Origin of the sequence: Streptomyces sp. NPDC006743 (assembly GCF_040703815.1) — a bacterium.
Taxonomy (GTDB): Bacteria; Actinomycetota; Actinomycetes; order Streptomycetales; family Streptomycetaceae; genus Streptomyces.
The window spans coordinates 57,508-80,411 of the sequence record NZ_JBEYJA010000001.1 but is presented as its reverse complement, the minus strand read 5'-3'; the positions used below and the strand labels follow the sequence as shown (position 1 = coordinate 80,411).

Below are 22,904 nucleotides of genomic sequence, written 5' to 3'. Positions count from 1 at the left end.
CGACCTCGCCGGGCAGGTTCGTACGCTCGCAGCAGGACAGCGATGCCCGGGGCCCGCTGCCGGGGAAGCGGACGGCGGTCAGCGGATCCTCCTCGAAGCGGAGGCGGCCGCAACGGACCGTGGCCCGGAAGGCGATGTCCGGCGGCGGCCCGGAGCCCGCGTCCGGAACCGACGCCTGCCCCTCCGGATCCGACACCTGCTCTGGGGCGTCCGGCGCGGACCGGCGGGCCGTTCAGGGCGGCTCGTCCGCCTCCCCGGCCGCGCGGCGACGCCGCGGCCTGGCCGGCAGCTTCCCGTCCTCGCCGCGCACTCGACGTCCGCGGGTGCCGCCGCGGTCCGGGACGGCCGGGTCCGCGCGCTCCTCGCCGGACCCCCGCACACCGCTCCGCCGGGGCCGCGCGCTCCGGCGCCCGCCCACCCGGCCCGGAACCTCCGCGGCACCCTCGGCGCCCTCGGCATCCTCGACGCCTACGACCTCCGCGGCCTCCGCGTCGTGCGGTACGTCCGCGGCCTCAGCGTCGTGAGGTACGTCCGCGGCCTCCGGTACGTCCTCGACGACTCCCGCGCCCCGGCCCGCCGTACGCTCCACGACGCGCTCGCCGGCCCGCCCCGCCCGCCCGGCCGTGCCCGCGACGGCATCACCGGCCGTCTCACCGGCATCGGCCACGACCCCGCTCACCCCGCCCGCGGTGTCCTCCACGGCACGTCTCGCGCCACGGCCCACCTCACCTACGGCGCTCCCGGCGCCCCGCCCGACATCGCCGACCGCCGCGCCCGCACCGCGGCCCACCCCTTCGAGCCCGCGCCCGGCCCCGCGTCCCACGTCCGCCACCCCCGCGCCCGCACCGCGTCCCACGTCCCGCACGGCCGAGCCCGCCCCCTGGCCGATGTCGCCGACCGCCCTCCCCGTGCCCGCGCCCAGCTCACCGAGGGCCTGCCGCGCACCGCCCCCGATGTCCTGCACCGCCGAGCCGACCCCCCGGGTCAGCTCCTCCAGGATCTGCGGATTGCGGTCCAGCGTGGTGAGCACCCGGTTGATGATCATCGCCACGTTGTCGAGACGCACCTCGAGCCGGGCCTGGGCCTCCACGCCCGAGATGCCCAGGTGCACCCGGCCCAGCGCGACGTCGGCGCCGACGTTCAGCTTCAGCAGGTCCAGCACCTCCGCCTGGAGCGAGACGTGCGCCCGCAGGTTCTCGACGTCGAGGTCGATCTCGTCGACCTTGAGCAACGGGACGTCGAGGTACACGTCGGGCTCGGCGTCGGCCGCCCTCCTTCCGGCCACGCCCCCGTCCTTGCGGAGGGTGGCGTCCTCGTCGCCGTGGACGCCGGCGGCGCGGCCCTCGTGGGGGAGCGCGGACCGTCCGGGGCCGCCGGCCGGCTGTTCCTCGTCGTACTCCGGCTCCTCGTCCCGCTCGTCGTACTCCGGCTCCTCGTCCCGCTCGTCGTACTCCGGCTCCTCGTCGTCGTAGTACTCCGGTTCCTCGTCGTCGTACGCCCCCGACCCGTCGTACGCCTTGGAGCCGCCGTACGTCCCGGACCCGGTGCGCTCGGCGGAGCCCTCTGCGTCGCCGGGTGCGCCGTCGGGCACGGCGTACTCCTCGGGGGGACCCTGCTCGTCCTCGGCGCTGTCGCGCATCACCGGGCCTCCGCTGGTTCGCCGGACATTTCGTCCATTCTGGGGCTGTCCGCGCATCGGTGCACGGGCTGCGCGTCCGGGCCCCGGCGCCCGCCCGCACCGGCGGCGCATCCGGCCTCCGGGCCTCCGCGCCTCCGCGCCTCCGTGCCACCGTGCCTCTGGGACTCCGCACCTCCGTTTCTCCATCCCTCCGCGCCTCCGCACGCTCGGCTCGACGGGAAAGGCATTGGGCACAATGGTCGGCGGCGGTTCGCGGACGGTGGGGCGGGAGACAGGTATGGCGGGCGACGGCGGTCCGGTGACATTGCGCGGGATCGCGGAGCATCTGGGGCTGCACGTGTCGACGGTCTCCCGGGTCCTCAACGGACCGTCCGGGGAACGGGGCCGCGCGGCATCGGGCGAGACGGTGCGACGGATCCGGGAACTGGCCGAGGAACTGGGCTATCGGCCCAACCCGCACGCCACGAGCCTGCGGACACGGCGCAGCAATCTGATCGGGGTGCTCTTCCCCCGCCTCTCGGAGATCGTGGTGGCCACCATCTACGAGGGCGTCGAGGAGGAGGCGACCAGGCGGGGCCTGTCCACCTTCGTCACCAACACGCACGACGACCCTGCCACCCAGCGCGAGCGCATCGGGATGGTGCTGGGACGCCGGGTGGACGGCCTCATCATCGGCGACGCGCACCTGGACGGGGCCGCGCTGACCGAGCCCGCCCTGGACGGCACGCCCTTCGTGCTCGTCAACCGCCGCACCGACACCGGCCACCCGGCGGTCACCTGCGACGACCGGCTGGGCGGGCGCCTCGTGGCCGAGCACTTCCTGTCCCTGGGCCATCGCCAGGTGGCCGTCGTCGCCGGTGAACCCTTCGCCAGCACGGGCACCGACCGCACCGCGGGTTTCACCGACCGCTACCGCGAAGCGGGTCTGCCGCTGCCCGCCCACCGGGTGCGGCACTGCCGCTTCGACACCTCCGGCGGTCACGAGGCCGCCGCCGAACTGCTCAGCGGGCCCGACCGGCCGACCGCGATCTTCGCCGTCAACGACCTCGCGGCCATCGGGACCATGGGTGCGGCGCGCGACCTGGGCCTGCGGCTGGGCGAAGACCTCGCGCTGGCCGGCTTCAACGACACCCCCCTCGCCGCCGAACTCCCCGTCCCCCTCACCAGTGTCCGCTCCCCCATGGCCGAGCAGGGCAGACGCGCGGTGGAACTGCTGCTCCGCGGTATCGCGGGCGAGCCCGTCGTCTCGCAGACGCTCACCCCCCGTCTCATGGTGAGAGCCTCCTCGGGCGCGCCGGTGGGTGCGCGTCTGCGGTGACCGGTGACCGGTGATCGGCAACCGATGACCGATGACCGATGACCGGTGCGCGGGAGGCGCGGAGCCGCTGGGCTCAGCGGCTGCGGCCGATTCCCGCCGGTTCCGGCCGGTGTTGTTGCCCAAACGATTGGCGCAAACGATTGGGTAGAGCATACTGACCGCTCGACACACGTCCGGCCAGGGCAAAAAAAGGGGGCTCTGTGAGGTGGTGGGGGCGGTCGCGCCAGACGGCATCGGATTCCGGTGCGTTGAACCGGGAGGCGTTCGTCGCGGCGTTACGTGAGGGCAGCAGGGAGGCCGAGACGACCGGCCGTCTGGGCGGCGCAGCCGCGGCGGCCGACCGCTACGAGACACTGGTCGCGCAGGCGGAACGCGTCCTGGGCGACCGGGACACCGACACACTCGCGATGCGGCACCAACTGGCCCACTGGACGGGCGAGTCGGGCCGGCCGGAAGCCGCCGTGCGGCTGTTCGCCCGGCTCTCGGCCGACCGGGAGCGGGTACAGGGACCGCGTCATCGCGACACCGAACTGGCCAGGCACCAACTGGCCCACTGGCACGGCCGCGCGGGGCGGCCCGAGGAAGCCGTTCGCCGCTACGAGAGCATGCGGCGCACGGCGGAGCGGGAGCACCGCACCGAGACCGCGCTCACCCTGCTCTGCGAGGTGGGGTACTGGCACCAGAAGAGCGGGGACAACGCGGCCGCGCTGCGCGCGTTCTCCCAGATGCTGCGGACGGCGCAGCAGGAACTCGGGCCCCGCCACCAGCTCGTCCGCATCGCCCGCCAGCGTTACGCCGAGGTGGCCGGTGAACTGCCGTTCGGCAACGAGGGCGGCCACGAGGGGCTGCGCGACCTGCTCGCGACCGCGGCCGCGGTCGAGGCCGCGGGAGACCTCGCGCGCGCGGGGCGCATGTACGGCGAGGCAGCCACGCGGTACGAGCAGCTCGACGGACCGGCCGGCCCCCACACCCTGTCCGCCCGCGTCGCGCAGGCGAAGGCGATGGTGGGTGCCGGGGACCACGAGGCGGCCGTCCACTGCTTCGGCAAGGTGCTCGCCTGCATGGAGCTTCGGGGCCAGGGCCCGGGGACGCCGGAGTACGACGTCCTGAGCGGACAGCGCGACGAACTCGCCCGGATGGCCCGGCGCACGGTGCTCCGCATCGCGCGAGGGACCGCGTCGCTGCTGGGCGAGGCGGTGCCGGCCGGGACCGGAGCGGCCTGCGCGGTGCTGGCACGCCGGTCCGGGTCCTCCCACGCGACCCGTGTGGTGGCCGTGGACGACGACGCCGGTGACCCCGCCCGGCACGCGTGGCCCGCGGAGCGGTGGACGGCCGTGCTGCAGGACCTGACGCGACAGGGGTACGACGCGACGGCCCTGTGCTTCCCCCGCGGTGAAGCCGGGCCGGCGCCCGACCAGAGCGCCCTGTGCGAGCGGCTGGGGCTGCCGGGCGTCTTCGTCTCCCTGCGCGGCGACGGGACCGTGCAGGCCGAGGCGTACGTCTTCCACGCGGGCGAACCGGCGGCGGCGCACGTCGTGGTGGTGGAGGACGGACAGCCGGCCGTCGCGGTGAAGAACGAACAGCCGGCCGTCGCGGTGCAGGACGAACAGCCGGCCGTCGCGGTGAAGAACGAACAGCCGCCGGGACGGGACACGCACAGGGGGACGGCCACGGGCTCCACGGACGACCGGGTCGCGGTGCACCCCGGGGCGGTGGCCCTCGGCGGCTGGCGGAAGATGGAACGGGCACGGCCCGCCGCGGGAGCGGACCGCCCGCCGGCCTTCGGTGCCTACGAGGTGCTGGAACCCGTCGGCGAGGGCGGATTCGGGCGTGTCTACCTGTGCCAGGACCCCGACGGGCTGATGGTCGCGGTCAAGACTCTGCACGCGCACCTGGCGGCGGCTCCCTCCGTCAAACGGGGATTCGCCCACGAGGTGCAGGCCGTCCGGCGGGTCGACGGGCGGTTCACCGTGCCGGTGATCGACTCGGACACCGACGGTCCGACCCCGTGGATGGCCGTGCCGTACGTGGCGGCCCCCTCGTTGCAGACACTCGCTGAGCACTGCGGGCCGCTGGACCCGGAACTGGTGCGCACGCTGGGGGCGGGCATCGCCGTCGCCCTGAGCGCCATCCACGCGGAGGGCATCGTGCACCTCGACCTCAAACCGGCCAACGTGCTGCTCACCGAGGACGGTCCGCGCGTCATCGACTTCGGCATCGCCCAGATCGAGCAACTCACCGAACCACGAAGGGGCTTCACCGGCACCTACGCCTACGCCTCCCCCGAGCAGCTGCGCGAGCAACCCGCCTTCACACCCGCCAGCGATGTGTTCTCCCTGGGCACCGTTCTGGCCCGGCTCGTCCTGGGACGCAGCCCCTGGGGCCGGGACACGCCGTCCGTGGTCGCCGGCATCCGGGGCGGCCTGCCCGACCTCACCGGTCTGCCCGCGGACTTCGCGGCGGTCGTGCGGTCCTGCCTCCGTCCCGATCCCCGTCAGCGGCCGACGGCCGCGGCCGTGGCCGAGGCGCTGGTTCCCGGCGCCGGCGCGGGCGCCATCGGCCGCCCGCACCTGACGGAGCGGGCGCGCTCGCTCGTGGCGGAACACACCACCCTGCCCGCGACGCGCCACTTCCGGACGCCGGCCCCCACCCGGACCCCTGGCCCCGAGGAAACCGCGCGGGCGACGACCCGCCCGCTCCGCCCGGCCGAGGCCACGGCCACCACGGCCGAGGCCACGAGGGCCGCCACGACGGCCGTCACCACGGCTGAGGTCGCGAGGGCCGTAACGACGGCTGAGGCCACGACGGTCACCACCCCGGCCGAGTCGACGACGGCCGTGGCCACCCCGGCTTCGGACACGCCGCACGCCGGCAGGGACGCCGCCCCGCACGGAGACACCCGGCGCGGCGGACCGTGACGGCCGGGCGGACGCGGGCGCGGGCGACCGGGAGCCCGTCCGCGACGGCGGCCCGGTCCGCCCCTCGGCCGCCACCGGCCGGGGCCCGGTCCGCCCTTCGGCCGCCACCGGCCGGTGCCGGACCGGCGGGTGGCTGCCCCGTCAATGCCTGACCGGCGGGTGCCTGACCGGCGGCGCCTCGTCGGCTGACGGCCCGTCAGTCACCGCACCGGCGGACTCCCGACCGCTCCGCCGCGCCGCCGGACCCGCGACCGCTCGCCGGCCGGAAGGTCCCTCCTCGCGGCCGGATCCCGGCCGGGCCCGCGGGCCCGGCCGGGGCGCGAGTGGCATGATCGGGTGGCGTCGGAGGACCGAACGGAAGGATCGCGAGCCCATGCCCGGGAGGACCGTACTGATCACCGGAGCGTCGCGCGGCATCGGGTGGGCCACCAGCCGCCGTCTCGCCGGACAGAGACACACGGTGGTCGGAATCGCCCGTACCGCCCCGGGGGAGGACTTTCCCGGCCGGCTGTACCGCTGCGACCTCGCGGACACCGAGGCGACCGGGCGGGTGCTGGAGACCATCGCCCGCGAGCACCGGGTGGACGTGGTCGTCAACAATGTCGGCGTGGCCGTGCCCGAGCCGCTGGGCGAGGTGGCGCTCAGCAGTCTGGAGACCGTCCTCGACCTCAACGTCCGTACCGCCGTGCAGGTCACCCAGGCGTTCGTCCAGGGCATGCGGGAGCGCGGCTGGGGCAGGATCGTCAACGTCACCAGCCGCTCGGTGTTCGGGGCGCGGCGGCGCAGCAGTTACGCGGCGGCCAAGAGCGCGCTGGCGGGCCTGACGCGGACCTGGGCACTGGAACTGGCCATGGACGGGATCACGGCGAACGCCGTCGCGCCGGGCCCGGTCGAGACGGACCTGTTCCGCGCCTCGCACCCGGCCGGCGGCGAGGCGGAGGCGCGGGTGCTGCGGTCCCTGCCGATGGGGCGGCTCGGCCGGCCGGACGAGGTCGCCGCCGCCATCGCCTTCCTGATCGGTGAGGACGCCGGGTTCATCACCGGCCAGATGCTGTGCGTGGACGGCGGGGGCAGCATCCCGGGGCGGTGACCCGGCCGCGTGCCCCGGCACGCACCGCGCCGGACGCGGTGAGTTCCCCGGCGCCACCGCGCCGGACGCGGTGAGTTCCCCGGCCGCCGCTCGTGCGTTGCGAGGAGGCGGACGGCTCCGGACCGGGCACGGAGGAGACCCGGAACACCGGGAGGATCGCGCCGGTGGTGGCTTTCGGCCATCGAGGGGGACGCGGCGCACCGCAGACTGGGCACATGAGCAGATTCGCAGAGGTCATCGTGGTGGCGCGGGACGCCGAGGACGTCATGGAGCCGTTGACCCGCCCGGACGCCGGCCGGGAGTGGCATCAGTGCTTCACCCGGGTGGACGACTCCGTCTTCGCGGGCACGGGTACGGGATCGGCCGAGTGCTACCTGTGGGTCATCCAGTTCACCCGGCACAACTGGCGGGGCCTGCTGGCCCATCTGGAGGCGCTGCCCTGGCCCGATCCCCGTTCCGTGCAGGTCCTGGTCCACGACGAGGAGGACGACTGCTTCGGGCTGTGGATGATCCACGACGGCCGGCTCACCGAGGTGCCCCTCCCGCACACCGTCCGCCGCCTCCACCCCGAGGTCAGCGTCACCGGCACGCTCAGCCGGACCGACCGGGGCTGACGGGCACCGGGCGCGCGCCTCCGGTGGCTGTCGAGCGCCTGTACCGGCGGCGGCCGCGGGTCTACCGTCGAGCGGGACGACGTAGGCGGAACGGGGGTGCGTTCGCCCATGCGGAGAGACGACGCGGGCCTCCACGGCAAGCGGTTACGGTCCCGGGTGCGCCGGCTCGCGGCGCTGATGACGGTTCTGGCCGCCCTGGCGGGGGCGCCTTGCGCCGCCGCGTCCGGGCTCGCCCCGGCGGCCCCGGCGGTCGCCGCGTCCGGCCCCGGCAGCCCGAGCACGCCCCCGTACACCAGGTGGGGGCCGCCGCTGACGGTGCGCACCATCGACGGCCGCAGGACGTACATCGACGCCAACGGCGTTCCCCACGTCGTCGGTTCGAGCGGTGACACGCCGGACGCGGACGCGGCCCTGACCTTCATGAACCGCCGGCTGGCCGAGCAGGGAATGGCCTACGACGCCAGGACGAAGACCGGCTCCGAGTACCTCTTCCAGGACGAGACGAACCGTCTGGAGGAGAAGGGGAACGTCGGCAAGGGCGTCACCGGGACCACCTCCGACATGATCAAGGTCACCTGGAGCGAGGGACGCCTCGTCAGCGTCGACTCGGTCGACGCGACCACCACCACCCGCACCGGCACCACCACCGAGGACCTCTCCTCGATCGGTACGACCATCACCGGCAAACTGCCGGGCGGACGCAAGAGCCAGACCGGCAACGTGGTGTTCACCGCGGCCACCGACGAACAGGCCAGGGCGGTGGCGGAGCGCTTCAAGGACAATCCGAACGTCCGCGTGATCCGGCCCGGTTCGGGGTTCGACAGCGGGGAGCTGAACACCGGCGCCGAAGGGCTGGAGGCGGCCGCCGGTTCCGTCTTCACCGCACCGGGCGACTGCCCCGGGAGCGGCACGCAGAGCGGTTTCGCACCCGCGGGCACCCGACCGCAGGCCCGCTACGCCGCTTTCGCGCGCGCCCGTGCCGCCGGCTGCGGCGGCACCTCCGGGGTGCCGCGCGCGGGCGGTCTGGCGAAGGGCCTGTCCGCGCCGCGACGGACGCCCGGCGGAATCGACTTCTCGCGGCTGGAGCTGCGCTACCTCGCGGATCCCGGGCCCGGCGCCGGCGGTCTGCGGTACGCCTTCCGGGCGCCGGCGGCCACCTCGCGCGGCGGCTCCGCGCTGACCGGGCTGGGGCACGCCACGCAGGCGTCCGACTCCTTCTTCACCTGGCTGGAGCTGGATCCCTCGACGTTCTGGGTCAACCTGAACCCGAACGAGCCCGACCGCATCGTCGACGCCCGGCTCGGCCGGACCGACGCGGGACGGGTGCTGCTCCAGGCGGATCTGACGTTGAAGAAGACGACGGGCAGGCTGATCCATCCGGACACGCCTCTCGGGACGGAGTTCTGGCGGTCGCTGTCGGGGGACTGCATGTCGTTCCGCACCTGGATCGTGCCGGCCCCGGCGACCGTGTACACCAAGGGGGAGGAGCTGTACATCCTCAAGTCGCCCCTGAACGTGCAGATGGAGACGCAGTACCTCAAGCAGCACGGCGGCTCGGACGCGGTCTCGTGCCCGCGGCGGTCCCGGACCGTGCAGGACCACAACGAGGCACTGTTCCGGCGGCTGATCCTGCCCAGGGTGGTGGAGGCGGTGAACACCGCACCGGAGTACGCCGATCTGCGGCGCGTGTACCTCAGCCGGGTGGCCGCCGAGTGGTACCGGGGTCTCAGCCTGCGCACCCGCACCACGTACTCCGACTTGATCGGCAAGGGCGATGTCGACGCGTACGCGACCCACGAGGACTGGAAGCCGGCCGACACCTTCAACGCCTACGTCCGCTCGTACACCAAGGGCGAGTTCAAGGTCACGCACCGCACCCGCGAGGGCGACACCCTCTACACGAGGACGTACGTCTACGGCGGCGTCGACTTCTCCCGTGTGCCCGTCACCTCCGTGTCCGACGCCCAGCTGGAGGCGTCGTCGCCGTCCCTGACACGGGATGTGAGCCGCTCGATCGAGGCGCCGGTCACGGACACCGGGGAGGGCCAGGTCTGGCTCGGCGGCGGGGTGCGGACGGCGCGACCCGGCCGGGCCCCGGGCGCTCCGGGCGCTCCGGGCGCACCGGGCAGTGTCGCGACGTCCGCCCCGGACTCAGGAACGGGCGTCGCGCCGTGGCTCGTGGGGGCGGCAGGCGCACTCGCCGCACTGGTGGTGCTGCGCTCGGCGCTGCGGCTGCGGCTGCGGCGGGCGCGACGGCGCTAGGCCCTGTCGTCGAATTCCCGTCTGCCGCGCGACGCCTGACACGCCCTCTCGCCGCACCGGACGAAAGCCGAGTACGCCCGGCACGAGGACTTCCGCCCGGCACGCCGAGAGCACGCACCGGACGCCGCGGGGCCGCCCTCCGGGCGTCGACGGGAACGGGACGACAGGACCCAGGAGTCCCGCTCTCGCCCGGCCGGCCGTGGCCGGGCAGGCGAACTGCAGGGCCAGTCCGCCTGTGACAGAACGAAGACGTCGCGGAGGACCGCCTGTGACTCGGTGCGAGATACAAATATTCCCGACCGCACGCACCACGCCCATCCTGGGGGAATCCCGTGAAGTACACCCGCATCACCGCTCTCGCCGCCCTCGGTGTCGCCGCCACCCTCTCGCTCACCGCCTGCGGCAGCGACGGCTCCGGGACGGACTCGGCCGCCAAGAACTCCTCGTCCTCCTCGTCCTCGGACGGCGCCTCGAACCCGGAGGCGGCCTCGAACCCGCAGGATGGTTCCGGCTCCGGCTCGGCGCAGGCCGACAACGCCAAGACGCAGGGCGGTTCGGGCACCAGCGGCGCGGGCACCGGCAGCGCGCGGGCCGGCTCGGGCAAGGGCACCCGGGCCGGCGGCGACTCGGCGGACGGAGCGGCGGGGACCAGCGGCAAGGTCACGTTCTGCAGGACGGCGAACCTGGCCATCCAGGCCGTCGACGCCGCCCCGGACGCGCGCTCCGGCAGGATCGACATCACCATGACCAACAGGGGTTCGACCACCTGCTCGGCGACGGGCTTCGCGGGCGTCGACATCAAGGACGCCGACCACACCTCGAGCCCCATCGAGCGCGGCCACGCCGAGCCCCGCGTCACCATCCTCAAGCCCGGCGACGCCGCCGTGTTCGACCTCGCCTACGACATCGACAGCAGCGGCCACAGCCTCGCGTCCCCGACCAGCATCCTCGTGACGCCCCCGAACGAGACCCACACCGTGACCCTGAAGTGGCCCGCCGGCGCGGGGGCCATCAAGGGCGCCTACACCGACGTCCAGGTCTACCCCACCCACACGACCGAGTAAGAGCCGCGGCCTGCCGGGCTCCCCAGCCGTCGCACCCCCCACGGCCGGTGCCTGGACGCGGAGGCCGGTCGCGCCACCGCTTCGCGCAAGGCCCGTCCCAGTTCCCTCGACCGCCAAAAACGAAAGGCAAGGAGAACTCCTTCTCCTTGCCACTCTCAACATATAGCGCACCAGGGGGCTTGCCGCAAGGCCCCGGTCACAGCGCACAATCGTCGGCCGTGGCCACAACCGGAGGACGCGGCCTGCGCCTTTCGGTGCCGGCCGGGGTACGGCGGACGCCGTCACCTCGGACCAGGTACCGGACGGGCAGGGCGGGTGCGGGTGCGGTCGCGGGTGCTCGGCGCGGAAGCGCAGGCGTGCGCGCCGCCCGGCCGGGCGGCGCGGCAGGCCGTCTCCGCAGAGGGAAGGCGACCAGGGATGGCGATGGGCTCGACAAGAGGTTCGACGGAGTGGGAGACACCGGTGACGCGATCGGCCACCGCGGTGCGACACAGCACGGCCGCCCCGGAGGTGTCGCGATGAGCGAGCCGTACGTGCTGGATCTCCAGGAGGTCGACGAGACGCAGGTCGCGGTCGTCGGCGGCAAGGGCGCGCACCTGGGCGGACTGTCGCGGATCGAGGGCGTCCGCGTGCCGGACGGCTTCTGCGTGACCACGGACGCCTTCCGGCGGATCATGGCGCAGGAGCCGTCACTCGACGACCGGCTCGACCAGCTGGCGCGCGTGGACCCGGACGACCAGGAGGCGATCCGCACACTCAGCGCGCGCATTCGCCGGACCGTCGAGGACATCGCCGTCCCGGCGGACCTCGCGGCGGCGGTCACCCGCGCGCTCGCCCGGCTCGGCGAGCGCACCGCCTGCGCCGTCCGGTCCAGCGCGACGGCGGAGGACCTGCCGACGGCCTCCTTCGCCGGCCAGCAGGACACCTACCTCAACGTGGTGGGGCCCACGGCGGTCCTCCAGCACATCAGCCGGTGCTGGGCATCGCTGTTCACGGAGCGGGCGGTGACCTACCGCCGGCGCCACGGCATCGACCACCGTACGGTCCACATGGCCGTGGTCGTGCAGCGGATGGTCTTCCCGCACGCCGCCGGCGTCCTCTTCACCGCCGACCCCGTCACGGGCGACCGGAGGACCGCCACCGTGGACGCCGGCTTCGGCCTCGGTGAGGCCCTGGTCTCCGGCCTGGTGAACCCGGACGTCTTCAAGGTGCGGCACGGCGAGGTCGTCGCCAGGACGATCGCCGCCAAGCAGCGTGCCGTTCACGCCCTGCCCGACGGCGGTACGCGGGAAGTGGCGATCGAACCGGAGCGCCGGGAGCAGCCCGCACTGACGGATGCTCAGGCCGTGCGGCTCGTGCGGCTCGGGCGCCGGATCGAAGCGCACTTCGGCCGCCCGCAGGACATCGAATGGTGCCTGGCCGACGACGGCTTCCAGTTCGTCCAGAGCCGGCCGATCACGACGCTGTTCCCCGTCCCCGACACCGGCGACCAGGAGAACCACGTCTACGTCTCCGTCGGTCACGGGCAGATGATGACGGACCCCATGAAGCCCCTGGGGCTCTCCATGTGGCAGCTGACGGCCATGGTGCCGATGCACGAGGCGGGCGGCAGGCTGTTCGTCGACGTCACCCGCCGCCTGGCCGCGCCCGCGAGCCGCGCCGGCCTCCTGGACGTCATGGGGAGGGGGGATCCGCTGATGAGGGACGCTCTGGAGAGCGTCCTCGACCGTGACGATTTCGTCCTGCCCCTCGCGGACCCGGGTCCCGGCCGGCCGCCGGCCGGTGGGGGACCCGCTCCGGTCGAGACCGATCCGGCCGTCGTCACCGAGCTGGTCGGACGCAGCCAGGCGTCCCTCGCCGCCCTTGAGCGCGACATCCGGACGAAGAGCGGACCGGACCTGTTCGACTTCCTGCTGGAAGCCTTCAAGGAGCACAAGCGGGTCCTCAGCGATCCGCTGAGCCTTCAGGTGATCACGGCGGGGATGGAGGCCACCTGGTGGCTCAACGACAAGCTGCTGGAGTGGCTGGGCGAGAAGAACGCGGCTGACACGCTCACGCTGTCCGCCCCCGGCAACGTCACGTCGGAGATGGGACTCGCGCTCCTCGACGTCGCGGACGTGATCCGCCCGCACCCCGAGGTGGTGGCCTTCCTCCAGGGCGTCGAGGACGAGGGCTTCCTGGAGGAGCTGGCGAAGCTCCCGGGCGGGGCCGAGGCGCGCGACGCGCTGGAGGCCTACCTCGACCGGTACGGGATGCGCTGCGTCGGCGAGATCGACATCACGAGGCCGCGCTGGCGCGAGCGCCCCACCACGCTCGTGCCCGTGATCCTCGACAACGTCAGGAACTTCGGGCCGGGCGCCGCCGAGCGGCGCTTCGAGCAAGGGCGGCAGAAGGCACGGGAGAAGGAACAGGACGTGCTGGCCCGCCTGCGCGCCCTCTCGGACGGGGAGCGGAAAGCCGACGAGACCGAACGGATGATCGACCGGGTCAGAACCTTCATCGGGTACCGGGAGTATCCCAAGTACGACATCATCAGCCGCTACTTCGTCTACAAGCAGGCCCTGCTGCGGGAGGCCGAGCGCCTGGTGCGGGCCGGCGTGCTGGTGGAGACGGAGGACATCTTCTACCTCACGTTCCAGGAACTCCACGACGTGGTGCGCTCGCACCAGGTGGACGACCGCCTCGTCCAGCGGCGCAAGGACGCGTTCCGGTCGTACCACGCGCTGACTCCGCCCCGCGTGCTCACATCCGACGGTGAGGCCGTCACCGGCGCGTACCGGCGTGACGACGTACCGGCCGGCGCCCTGACCGGCCTGCCGGTCTCCGCCGGGACCGTCGAGGGGCGGGCCCGCGTCGTCCTCGACATGGCGGAGGCCGATCTCGAGGCGGGCGACATCCTGGTCACGACCTTCACGGACCCGAGCTGGTCCCCGCTGTTCGTCGGGATCGCCGGCCTGGTCACGGAGGTGGGCGGCCTGATGACCCACGGCGCGGTGATCGCCCGGGAGTACGGCTTGCCGGCCGTCGTCGGCGTGGAGCGGGCCACCCGGCTGATCCGGGACGGGCAGCGGATCCGCGTCCACGGAACCGACGGGTACGTCGAGATCCTCTCCTGACCGGCCGCATGTCCCGGGGCACGCGGGCGGTGGGGCCGCTCCACCCGCCCGCCGGTGCCCTCACCGGCGGCCCGGCGGCCCGGCGTCGCGGACGAGGGCCCGGCCAAGGCTCGTCCAGGTCGCCGCAGAACGGGTGGCGGCGCCGCCGGTCCGGGGAAGGACGACGCAGGACGCCGTGGGGTGGACGAAGCCGCAGCCGCGTGCCCTCACGGCCGAGGCGGTCGCGGGCGCGACCGGCGCGAGCGAGGCCGATCGCCGCGACGGACGCGATGTCGTCCTCCGCCCGCGTTTGTACGGCCGGGCGCTGGGGGACCCGCCGACCGGGACGGCGCGGGACCCGACCGAGCGGCCGGCACAACGGTGGGTGCGGGCCGCCGGCACTCCCGGCGTCCTGGACGGGACGCCGACCGCCGCCGCCGGGCCGCCGGCTCCTGCCGGCGGACCCGTGGAGCACTTCCCGCGAGGAGTCAGGCATGTGCGCTTCGCAGCATCACGGCCCGGTGCGCCGACGGCTGCTCCTTCCTCGCGTGGGCCCGGGGCGCGGGATCGCACCGGACGGACGGCGCCGATGAGCCGGTGCCCGGCGCGTGCTCCGCGCCGCCCTCCGCTGCTGCGGTTCGAGGGATGGATCGCCGGCCTCGGCACCCGCTCCGGGACACGGATCGTGCTCGGCCACTGGCAGCGCTCGCCGTTCGGCCCGTTCAGCGACGTGATGCTGGAAGGGGCTGACGGGGAGCGGCTGCTGCTGGCCCCCACGCGGCAGACCGCGGACTTCATCGGCGGGACCTACGTCTTCGACACCGTGCGCGTCGTCCCGGTGCGGGTCCGGATCGCCGACGGCACCTGGACGGTCACCGCAGGCCCCCTGCGGCTGTGCTTCGCCGCAGGCAGGCGGGGGCCGCTGGGCCTCCTCCTGCGGGTCCTGCCCGGCGCTCTCGTCCGCCGGCCGGCGTGGAGCACGCTCACGGACCGCCCGGCCCGCCTGCTCCTGCCCGGCGTGCGGACCCGGGGCAGTGCCGGTGCGGGCCGCCGCGAGTGGTACGGCGCACGGGACCTGCGGCCGATCCGCCTCGTCTCGGCGTTCTTCGAAGGCGCCGACCTCGGCCCCGCGGCACCCGTGGAACCGCCCGTCCGCTTCGGCTTCGGATCAGCACCGAGGAAACCCTCGCTCACCCGGGTCACGACGACGGTGGCCCTCGGCCCCGGGGAACGGGAGCCGGCCACAGCCACTGCCCGGCCCGCCTGAACTTCAGCGCCCGACCCCACCGCCACCGTGCCCGCCGCCCCGGGAGGCGCTTCCGGACCGCTACGCCGACGACCTGTTCGGTCCGCGATCGACCTGTTCGGTCCGCGGTCGGCCTGTTCACGCGATGGCGGACACCGACCGCCGCCTTGTACGTCCTCGCGTGCCCGCGGCCTACGCGGTGCCCGGCCCGCCGGGCACCACTCGGGCGTGCTGTCCGCGCGCGCAGTGGACCAGCCGGTCGTGCAGCCCGAGGCGGTCCACCGCCGTGAGGAAGTCCTCGAGCGGGGAGCGGAAGACGGAGTAGTCGTCGTAATGGACGGGGAGGACGGCCGGCGCGCCGAGGCGGCGGGCGAGTTCGGCTCCCTGGGCGCCGTCCATCGTCACGACGAAACCGCCGGGCAGCCGTGTGCCGCCCAGATGGAGAACGGCCAGATCGGCGGTGGGGAAGCGGCGGCCGACCTCGTCGAGCCCGTCGTACACGAGCGTGTCGCCGGAAACGTACAGTCGCAGCCGGACCGGGCCGCCGGCAGGGCCGAACTCCATCATGCTGCCCATCACGGGCGGCAGCAGCCGGCGCAGCACGGGGTGCAGGGAGTGCCGGCCGGGCAGCGCGGTCACCCGGACCTGTGCCCCGCCCCGCCGGAACGTGGCGCTCTCCCAGGTCCGCAGGCCGCCGGCCCGGTCGAATCCCTGCCAGGTGCGCAGCCGGCGGACGGCGTGGGGGGTGGTGGCGACGGGCACCGAACGGGCCAGGTGGCGCCTGACCCGGCGGTCCCAGTGATCCCCGTGCAGATGGGAGAGGACAACGGCGTCCAGCGGCGGCAGGCCGGTCACCTCCAGGGCGGGTTCGGTCAGACGCTCGCTCGTCAGCCCGTACCCCAGGTGGGCACGTTCGCCGCGGTGCAGGAAGTTCGGGTCGGTGAGGAGTGTCAGGCCGCCGTACCGCAGCAGGACCGTCGCGGTACCGATGAAATGCAGATCGAGGTGGTCGTCGTCGAACACGGACATGAGGATCCTTGCCTGACGGGGACGGGGACGGGGACGGGGACTGGGGCGGGGGCGGAGACGGGCACGGGGCGGTCCGTCGACCGGGGGAGAGGTGGCTCTCCGCCGCCCCGGGGAGAGGTGGCTTTCCGCCGAGTACCCACACCGGTGCGAACCCTCCGCGCGAGAGGCACCGGCCGACTCCCCGCCCACCCCGTGATCATGCTGTCCGGGGCGCTGACCAGGCGTCTACCAGCACCGGATCGGCAAGGTGGCGGTGCGCCGGCCGTCGGCGTCCAGCAGGTGACCCATGCGCTTGACGGTGCGGACCCCGACCAGCCGGTCGGTGACGTCCAGGGACGGCAGACGGGCCGACATGGCCGTCTCGTGGTGCTGGACGCCTCCGATGCCGGGCAGCCAGTAGGTGGCGAGGACGTTGGCGCCGCCCGTGACGGCGGCGACCAGCCGGCAGCCGGGGAGGGTGGCCAGGGTGCGGTGCAGACCGTTGACCTCCCGGACCGGTGCCCGGCCTCGGAAGGTCACGCTCACCGGCAGTCCCGTGAGAGACCGGGCCGTGTCGCAGCGGAACGCGACCGTCCCCGAGCGCGTGAGCCTGCCGAGACGGCGCCGGACGGTGGCGGCGCTGGTACCCAGCCGTTCGGCCAGCGCGGCCAGACCGAGCCGCCCGTCACGGGCCAGGGCGTCCAGGAGCGCGCGGTCGACCTCACCGAGCGCGGCCGTGGACGGCTCCCCGTCCGAGTCCGTGCGGTCCGCCCGGCCCAGGGCCGAGAGCTGGGCGGAGTCCAGGGAGCCGAGCCGCCACCGACTGCCCTCCGTGTACAACGAGGTGGCGAACAGGCACTCCACCCCCGTCACGCCGGGCAGCAGGGCCAGACGCTCCTCCACGAACCGGTGCACCCCGGCCACATCGGGCGCCGGCACGTCCAGCAGCAGGTCGGCACCGCCCGGCGCGGTCAGTTCGACGGTCGCCGCCTCGTCCAGCCCGGCGATCCGCGCCGCCAGGCGCTCCCGTGCCGCCGGCCGGCAGCTGACGAGGACGAACGCGGTGCACCGGGACCGGGAGAACGCCGGGCCGGGAACGGCGGACAGCCACGCCAGCCCCTCCTCGGTCAGCCGCTCCCAACGCCGGGCCAGCGTCACCGCCGTCACGCCCAGCGAAGGCGCGAGATCGCTCCACGCGGCACGCGGCCGGATCTGCAGCGCGTGCACCAGGGCGAGATCGAGTTCCGAGACGCTGCCCGATTCCTTCATCCCCCTCGCCCTTCTCGCACGATTCTTGCGAAGTCGGCGCTCGGTTCCAGCGGCGCTCGCACTGTAGTCACCACTTCGCGCTCCAGCCAAGGGAAGAGGGTGAGACAGTGACGAGTGCCATCGACCGTGGTCGCGGCCTGCTCGCGATCATGACGGCGATCGTGATCTGCAGCGGAGTCGTCCAGGGGTATCTGACACCGCTGCTGCCGGCGGTGGGCGACCACGTCGGCATCGGAGGGGTCGGACAGAACAATCTGTACCTGCTGTCGCAGCTCGCGTTCGCGGTCCTGACACCGCTGCTGTCCCGCTGGGGCGACCTCTGGGGCCACCGCCTGCTGCTGCGCATCGCGGTCGCCCTGGTGGCGGCCGGTTCACTGCTCATCGCCGTGCGGCCCACCACGGCCACGCTCGCCCTGGGCATGGTGCTCCAGGGCGCTGTCGTGGGCTTCTTCCCGCTGCTCGCCGGAATCCTGCGTTCCCGCGCCCCGGAACACGGCCGGACCGGCATGTCCGTGCTCGTCGGCGCGCTGCTGCTGTCCATCGGCACCGGCGGGCTCGTCGCCGGCTCGCTGAGCGAGGAGCACGCCCTCGCCGGCCTGTGGACCGCGGTCCCCTTCGGGGCCCTGGCCCTCGTGGCGGCGTTCGCGCTGCCCGCCGGCTCCGCACCCCGCGCGGGCCGCTTCAACGCCCCGGCCGCACTCCTGCTGACCCTCGGTCTCGGCGCGCTGACCCTGCTGCTCACCGAGGGCGGCTCCTGGGGGTGGGCCTCGGCGTCGTCCCTGCTCACCGCCGTGGCCGCGGTGGTCCTCCTCTTCCTGTGGGTGCGGGTGGAACACCGGTCGGACCATCCACTGGTGGACCTCGCCCTGCTGCGTGACCCGCGGCTCACGATCGTCAGCGCGCACACCTTCTGCGCCGCGTTCGGTGCCATCGGCTTCCTCGGCGCCAACGCCGTCTTCCTCGGCGCGCAACCGGACGGCGACGGCTACGGGATGGGCCTGGGGTCCCAGGCCATCTCGCTGGTGTCCCTGGCCATGGTCGTCGCCGGCTTCTGCGGTTCCACGGCATCGCCCCGGCTGGCCCGGCTCGTCGGCGACCGGGCCACCATGGTCCTCACCGGCGGTCTCGCGGCCCTGGGCTTCCTGTCCCTGACACTGTTCCACCAGTCACTTCCGCGGTACCTCCCGGGGGCGCTCCTGGTGGGCGTGGCGACGGGCATGTTCGAAGCGGTCACCCGGACGCTGTCGGCGGAAGTCGTCGAGGAGACCGAGACGGCCCTGTCCGTGGGCATCAACGAACTGGCACTCTCCCTGGGGGCCGCGATCGGCGCGGCCGTGATCAGCGCACTGTTCGCCGCCCATCCCGGGCACGACGGAGGTGTGTCCGGGGCGGGTTACCAGTGGGCGTGGGCGGCGTGCGCGGCGGTGGCGCTGGGCGGAGCACTGCTCGGCCTGCTGCTCGGCGGCGGGCCGGACCCGGCCGTACGGACCGCCGGCCCCGTCCTCGGCAAGGAGGCGGCATGACGCACGAACGTTTCGACGGGGCGCGGGAAGAGGCCCGGGCGGCCGTCACGGACGCCGTCCGTCGTGCGCGGGAGGCCCTGATCGGCCTGAGCCACAGCCTGCACGCGGAACCGGAGACCGCACTGAGGGAACACCGGTCCGCGGCGAAGATCGCGTCCCTGCTCCAGGACGCGGACTTCCAGGTGACGCGCGGCGCGGCAGGACTGCCGACCGCCCTCGTCGCCACCTACGGCACGGGCAGCCTGGTGATCGCCGTCTGCGCCGAGTACGACGCGCTGCCGGACATCGGGCACGCCTGCGGGCACAACGTCAACGGCGCCGCGGCCGTGGGCGCGGCGCTCGGCCTCGCGGCCGTCGCGGACGCCGTCGGCATCACCGTGAAGCTCGTGGGCACGCCCGCCGAGGAGGACATCGGCGGCAAGGTCGTGCTCCTGGAGGCGGGTGTCTTCGACGACGCCGCCGCCGCGCTGATGGTGCACGCGGCGCCCGAGGACTCCGTCGGTGCCTCCTCGCTCGCCGTCGGCGCCTGGGACGTCACCTACCGCGGCACCCCGGCCCACGCCGCGCTCGCCCCCTGGGAAGGCGTGAACGCGCTCGACGCCGTCGTCCTGGCACACACGGCCGTCGGCATGCTGCGCCAGCAGTTGCCTCCGGGAACCCTGGTCCACGACGTGGTCCACGAGGCGGGTCACGCGGTCAACGTCATCCCGGAACGCGCGAGGGCACGCTACGAGGTGCGCGCCCGCACCCTGGACGACCTCCGCGCCGCCCGCCGGCGCGTCCGGGCCTGCCTGGAGGCGGGCGCCCTGGCCACCGGCGCGGAACTGGAACTCGCCTCGCACGGCCACGACTTCGCCGAGCTGCGCCAGGATCCGTTCCTCACCTCGGCCTACCTTCGGGCCGCGCGTGCCCTCGGCCGCGACCCGGTACCCCGGCACGGTGAGCTGACGGCCTCCACCGACATGGGCAACGTCTCCCACGCCGTACCGTCGCTCCACCCGTGCATCGGCTACGACACCGGCGGCGCGCTCCAGCACACCGAGGGCTTCACCCGGTACGGGACCGGTCCGGGCGCCGACCGTGCCGTCCTGGACGGCGCGACCGCGCTGGCCCATGCCGCGGTGGAGCTGGCCACCGACCCCGTCCGGCGGCAGACCTACCTCCGGCGGGCCGCCCACCGCCGGGCCGTCCGCGCGGCCGGGCCGGAACCGGACAGCCCCGCACGCCAGGCCCCACGGTAGACATCCCACCGACGCCCGACGCCCGCCCCGCGGACTCTTCCGTCACCCGACGCCCGGCGCCCGCCCCGCGGACGTCAGGCGCCCCTCCCGCCGACGCCCGACGGCCGCCCCGCGGAGGTCCGACGCCCGGCGCGCCGGCGACCGGCCCCCGTCGACCGGTCTCCGCCGGCCGGCTTCCCACGGCCGTCGCCGTCAGCCGGGCGTCCGGCCGGGACACGGCTGCCGACGGCAGGGCGCTGACACACCGTACGTCTTCGAGTCCGGACGCGGTGCTGCACGATGGCTGCATGGGGGTGCGGAGACTGCGTCCACCTCAGAGTTCCTCCACCGCGTCCTCGCCGACGCCGATTTCCGGCCTTTCGGGATCGCGCGGTACGGCCTCGGCACGATGTTCAGCCCCGGCTCCGGCGACCCCGCCGACGGCCGGCCGCTCTGAGGGGAGGCCCGCCGTCCTGGAACGCGCCCGCGCCGGCGTGCCGTTGAGGTTCGTCAGGGCCCGGCCGGCACCGTCCTGCGCCGGCGGCCGCTGCGCCGGTACGGGGAACAGCCTCCCCCCTGGAGGAACCCACCGACCTGGGCGGCGACGTACGAAGCAGGAAGCGGATGACCGGCATACCGCGCGCCGAGCGGGGGACGGGCTCTTGGGTGACTCGGAGGAGGTCGGATGCGTCTTCATCACAGCCGTCCCACGGACCGCGGCTACCGCCGGCTGCGGCACGGGCGCGGTTTCCGGTACCTGGACGCCCACGGGGAGCCGCTGCGCGATCCGGCGGAGCTGAACCGGATCCGGGGGCTGGTCATACCGCCGGCCTGGCGGGACGTGTGGATCTGCACCCGGGCCAACGGCCATCTTCAGGCTGTGGGTACCGACGCCGCCGGACGTCGCCAGTACCTGTACCACCCTCAGTTCCGTGCCGAACAGGAGCAGGCCAAGCACGAGCACGTGCTCGAGGTCGCCGAGGTCCTGCCCGTGGTGAGGGAGGAGGTCGAGGGGCATCTGAGCGACCGGGGGCTGACCCGGCAGCGGGTCCTCGCCACGGCGGTACGCCTGCTCGACCTCGGCTTCCTGCGCGTAGGCAGCGACCGCTACACCGAACTGAACCACAGCTACGGCCTCACCACGCTGCTGCGCGAGCACTCCCGCTGCAAGGGCGGTGCCGTGCTGCTGTCCTTCACCGGCAAGCACGGCAAGGAGATCATGAAGACAGTCGTGGATCCCGCCACCTGCCGCACCCTGACCGCGTTGCGGCGGCGCCGGGGCGGCGGCGACCGGCTCCTGGCCTACTGGCAGCAGCGGACCTGGCACGACCTGAGCGGCGACGACATCAACGCCTATCTCAAAGAACTGGCCGGACTGGACATCACCGCCAAGGACTTCCGCACCTGGCACGCCACCGTCATGGCCGCCGTGGCCCTCGCCGTCTCGGAGTCCGTCGCACGGAGCGAGACCGCCAGGCGCCGGGCCATCGCCCGGGCGGCGCGCGAGGTGGCCGGGTACCTCGGCAACACGCCCGCGGTCTGCCGTGCCTCCTACATCAACCCACGGGTGGTCGAACTGTACGAGGAGGGCGTGACGGTCGCCGCCGCGCTGCCCCGGCTCGGTGAGGAAGGCTCCGACGGCATTCCCGCCACACAAGGACCCGCCGAACGGGCCGTACTGCGCATGCTCCGCACCGGCCGCCCGCCCGGGATGCGGTGACGGCGAGGGGAGCCCGCCACGGCACGGCCGTGCACGACCCCGACGATCTGATCGGGGCGCGCCGGCGGGCCTCCGCGACCTCGCCGGGACGGCCGCGGTCCGCGCTCGTCACGGGGCCGACCGCGGTCCGCGCTCGTCACGGGGCCGACCGCGGTCCGCGCCGGGGGCCGACTGAACCGGCGTCACGCGCGGGATCCGTCAACTGCCGCCACGTGCGCACCAGTTGACTGAACTCCTTGACCTGCACGAGCACGTGCTCGCGGGCGGCGTCCTCCGCTGCTCCGGCGTCACCCCGGGTGATGGCGTCGGCGATCTCGCGGTGCTCGGCCAGGGAGCGGCGGATGCGGTCCGGGACGCGCAGTTGCAGTCGCCGGTACGGCTGCAGGGCTCGCTTGAGCGCGTGGGCCTGCTGGCGCAGGTACTCGTTGCCGCAGGAGTCGTAGACGATGCCGTGGAACCGGGCATTGGCGTAGTAGTAGCGGTCGGCGTCGCCGGCCGCCGCGTGGATCTCGCACTCCCGCAGGGCGCCTTCGAGGCCGTCCAGCGCCTCCCGGTCGATCCGGCGGGCGCAGAGCCGCGCCGCCATCCCCTCCAGCTCGGCCATGACCTCGAAGCGCTCGGCCAGCTCGGAGACGCTCAGCTCGGTGACGTACGTGCCCTGCTTGGGGCGGATCCGTACGAGTCCGGAGCGCTCCAGGGCCTGGAGGGCTTCCCGGATCGGCGTACGCGAGCAGCCGAACTCACGTTCGAGTTGGGCCGGATCCAGCCGCTCGCCGGGACGGTAATGACCGTCGACCACAGCGTTCTCGAGCGCGTCGCGCACGCGCTGCGCTTCCGGGACCCGGGCCATGCGCACCTCCGAGCGGTCAGGTTATCCGGGCGCGCAGGGGGGTGGTGCGCGAGCCTGGATACGTCCTA

Annotated in this window: 15 protein-coding genes; 11 read left to right on the top strand and 4 right to left on the bottom strand. The window is 74.1% G+C overall.

The annotated features are described in order from the left end of the window. Window positions 1-232 precede the first annotated feature (232 nt). Complete coding sequence (locus ABZ719_RS00320; RefSeq protein WP_366723006.1) at window positions 233-1,639, bottom strand: hypothetical protein; 1,407 nt, start codon at window positions 1,637-1,639, stop codon at window positions 233-235. A gap of 298 nt (window positions 1,640-1,937) precedes the next feature. On the opposite strand from ABZ719_RS00320, the gene ABZ719_RS00315 reads away from it, so the two are divergent. From ABZ719_RS00315 to ABZ719_RS00280, 8 genes are all read left to right on the top strand, one after another. Further along, complete coding sequence (locus tag ABZ719_RS00315; protein ID WP_366723005.1) at window positions 1,938-2,957, top strand: substrate-binding domain-containing protein; 1,020 nt, start codon at window positions 1,938-1,940, stop codon at window positions 2,955-2,957. 248 nt (window positions 2,958-3,205) lie between these two features. Beyond that, on the top strand, window positions 3,206-5,875 hold the full coding sequence (locus ABZ719_RS00310; protein WP_366723004.1) for a protein kinase: 2,670 nt from the start codon (window positions 3,206-3,208) through the stop codon (window positions 5,873-5,875). Between the two features lie 373 nt (window positions 5,876-6,248). Beyond that, the gene (locus ABZ719_RS00305; RefSeq protein ID WP_366723003.1) at window positions 6,249-6,965 is read left to right on the top strand and encodes an SDR family oxidoreductase; all 717 of its coding nucleotides are present in this window, start codon (window positions 6,249-6,251) and stop codon (window positions 6,963-6,965) included. Between the two features lie 215 nt (window positions 6,966-7,180). Next, the gene (locus ABZ719_RS00300; protein ID WP_366723002.1) at window positions 7,181-7,579 is read left to right on the top strand and encodes a hypothetical protein; all 399 of its coding nucleotides are present in this window, start codon (window positions 7,181-7,183) and stop codon (window positions 7,577-7,579) included. A gap of 108 nt (window positions 7,580-7,687) precedes the next feature. After that, window positions 7,688-9,841 (top strand): hypothetical protein, encoded by a 2,154-nt coding sequence (locus tag ABZ719_RS00295; protein ID WP_366723001.1) that lies wholly within the window; start codon window positions 7,688-7,690, stop codon window positions 9,839-9,841. 332 nt (window positions 9,842-10,173) lie between these two features. After that, entirely contained in the window at window positions 10,174-10,905 is a 732-nt protein-coding gene (locus tag ABZ719_RS00290; RefSeq protein ID WP_366723000.1) for a DUF4232 domain-containing protein, read from the top strand. A 518-nt stretch (window positions 10,906-11,423) separates the two neighbouring features. Then, a complete protein-coding gene (gene rph, locus ABZ719_RS00285; RefSeq protein ID WP_366722999.1) occupies window positions 11,424-14,021 on the top strand; it encodes a rifamycin-inactivating phosphotransferase in 2,598 nt (865 codons plus the stop codon). Window positions 14,022-14,589: 568 nt separating this feature from the next. Further along, window positions 14,590-15,267, top strand: coding sequence for a hypothetical protein (locus ABZ719_RS00280; protein ID WP_366722998.1), 678 nt, complete (start codon window positions 14,590-14,592; stop codon window positions 15,265-15,267). Between the two features lie 171 nt (window positions 15,268-15,438). Here ABZ719_RS00280 and ABZ719_RS00275 read toward each other — a convergent pair whose 3' ends face one another. Together ABZ719_RS00275 and ABZ719_RS00270 are read right to left on the bottom strand one after the other, a co-directional pair. Further along, window positions 15,439-16,275, bottom strand: a complete 837-nt coding sequence (locus ABZ719_RS00275; protein ID WP_366722997.1) for an MBL fold metallo-hydrolase — start codon at window positions 16,273-16,275, stop codon at window positions 15,439-15,441. 225 nt (window positions 16,276-16,500) lie between these two features. Beyond that, a complete protein-coding gene (locus ABZ719_RS00270; protein ID WP_366722996.1) occupies window positions 16,501-17,523 on the bottom strand; it encodes an AsnC family transcriptional regulator in 1,023 nt (340 codons plus the stop codon). A gap of 107 nt (window positions 17,524-17,630) precedes the next feature. Here ABZ719_RS00270 and ABZ719_RS00265 point away from each other — a divergent pair, with 107 nt between their 5' ends. From ABZ719_RS00265 to ABZ719_RS00255, 3 genes are all read left to right on the top strand, one after another. Continuing rightward, complete coding sequence (locus ABZ719_RS00265) at window positions 17,631-19,046, top strand: MFS transporter (protein WP_366722995.1); 1,416 nt, start codon at window positions 17,631-17,633, stop codon at window positions 19,044-19,046. Next, window positions 19,043-20,287, top strand: coding sequence for an amidohydrolase (locus ABZ719_RS00260; RefSeq protein ID WP_366722994.1), 1,245 nt, complete (start codon window positions 19,043-19,045; stop codon window positions 20,285-20,287). Before ABZ719_RS00265 ends, ABZ719_RS00260 begins: the two co-directional genes overlap by 4 nt. A gap of 664 nt (window positions 20,288-20,951) precedes the next feature. Then, window positions 20,952-21,986, top strand: coding sequence for a DNA topoisomerase IB (locus ABZ719_RS00255; RefSeq protein ID WP_366722993.1), 1,035 nt, complete (start codon window positions 20,952-20,954; stop codon window positions 21,984-21,986). A gap of 136 nt (window positions 21,987-22,122) precedes the next feature. Here the strand turns inward: ABZ719_RS00255 and ABZ719_RS00250 are convergent, their stop codons facing one another. Beyond that, window positions 22,123-22,836 (bottom strand): GntR family transcriptional regulator, encoded by a 714-nt coding sequence (locus ABZ719_RS00250; protein WP_366722992.1) that lies wholly within the window; start codon window positions 22,834-22,836, stop codon window positions 22,123-22,125. Window positions 22,837-22,904: the final 68 nt, after the last annotated feature.

Excerpts from the sequence above, each read along its gene's own strand:
- ABZ719_RS00320 (WP_366723006.1), bottom strand. The coding sequence starts at position 1,639 with ATGCGCGACAGCGCCGAGGACGAGCAGGGTCCCCCCGAGGAGTACGCC.
- ABZ719_RS00305 (WP_366723003.1), top strand. The coding sequence starts at position 6,249 with ATGCCCGGGAGGACCGTACTGATCACCGGAGCGTCGCGCGGCATCGGG.
- ABZ719_RS00300 (WP_366723002.1), top strand. The coding sequence starts at position 7,181 with ATGAGCAGATTCGCAGAGGTCATCGTGGTGGCGCGGGACGCCGAGGAC.
- ABZ719_RS00295 (WP_366723001.1), top strand. The coding sequence starts at position 7,688 with ATGCGGAGAGACGACGCGGGCCTCCACGGCAAGCGGTTACGGTCCCGG.
- rph (WP_366722999.1), top strand. The coding sequence starts at position 11,424 with ATGAGCGAGCCGTACGTGCTGGATCTCCAGGAGGTCGACGAGACGCAG.
- ABZ719_RS00280 (WP_366722998.1), top strand. The coding sequence starts at position 14,590 with ATGAGCCGGTGCCCGGCGCGTGCTCCGCGCCGCCCTCCGCTGCTGCGG.
- ABZ719_RS00275 (WP_366722997.1), bottom strand. The coding sequence starts at position 16,275 with ATGTCCGTGTTCGACGACGACCACCTCGATCTGCATTTCATCGGTACC.
- ABZ719_RS00270 (WP_366722996.1), bottom strand. The coding sequence starts at position 17,523 with ATGAAGGAATCGGGCAGCGTCTCGGAACTCGATCTCGCCCTGGTGCAC.
- ABZ719_RS00260 (WP_366722994.1), top strand. The coding sequence starts at position 19,043 with ATGACGCACGAACGTTTCGACGGGGCGCGGGAAGAGGCCCGGGCGGCC.
- ABZ719_RS00255 (WP_366722993.1), top strand. The coding sequence starts at position 20,952 with ATGCGTCTTCATCACAGCCGTCCCACGGACCGCGGCTACCGCCGGCTG.
- ABZ719_RS00250 (WP_366722992.1), bottom strand. The coding sequence starts at position 22,836 with ATGGCCCGGGTCCCGGAAGCGCAGCGCGTGCGCGACGCGCTCGAGAAC.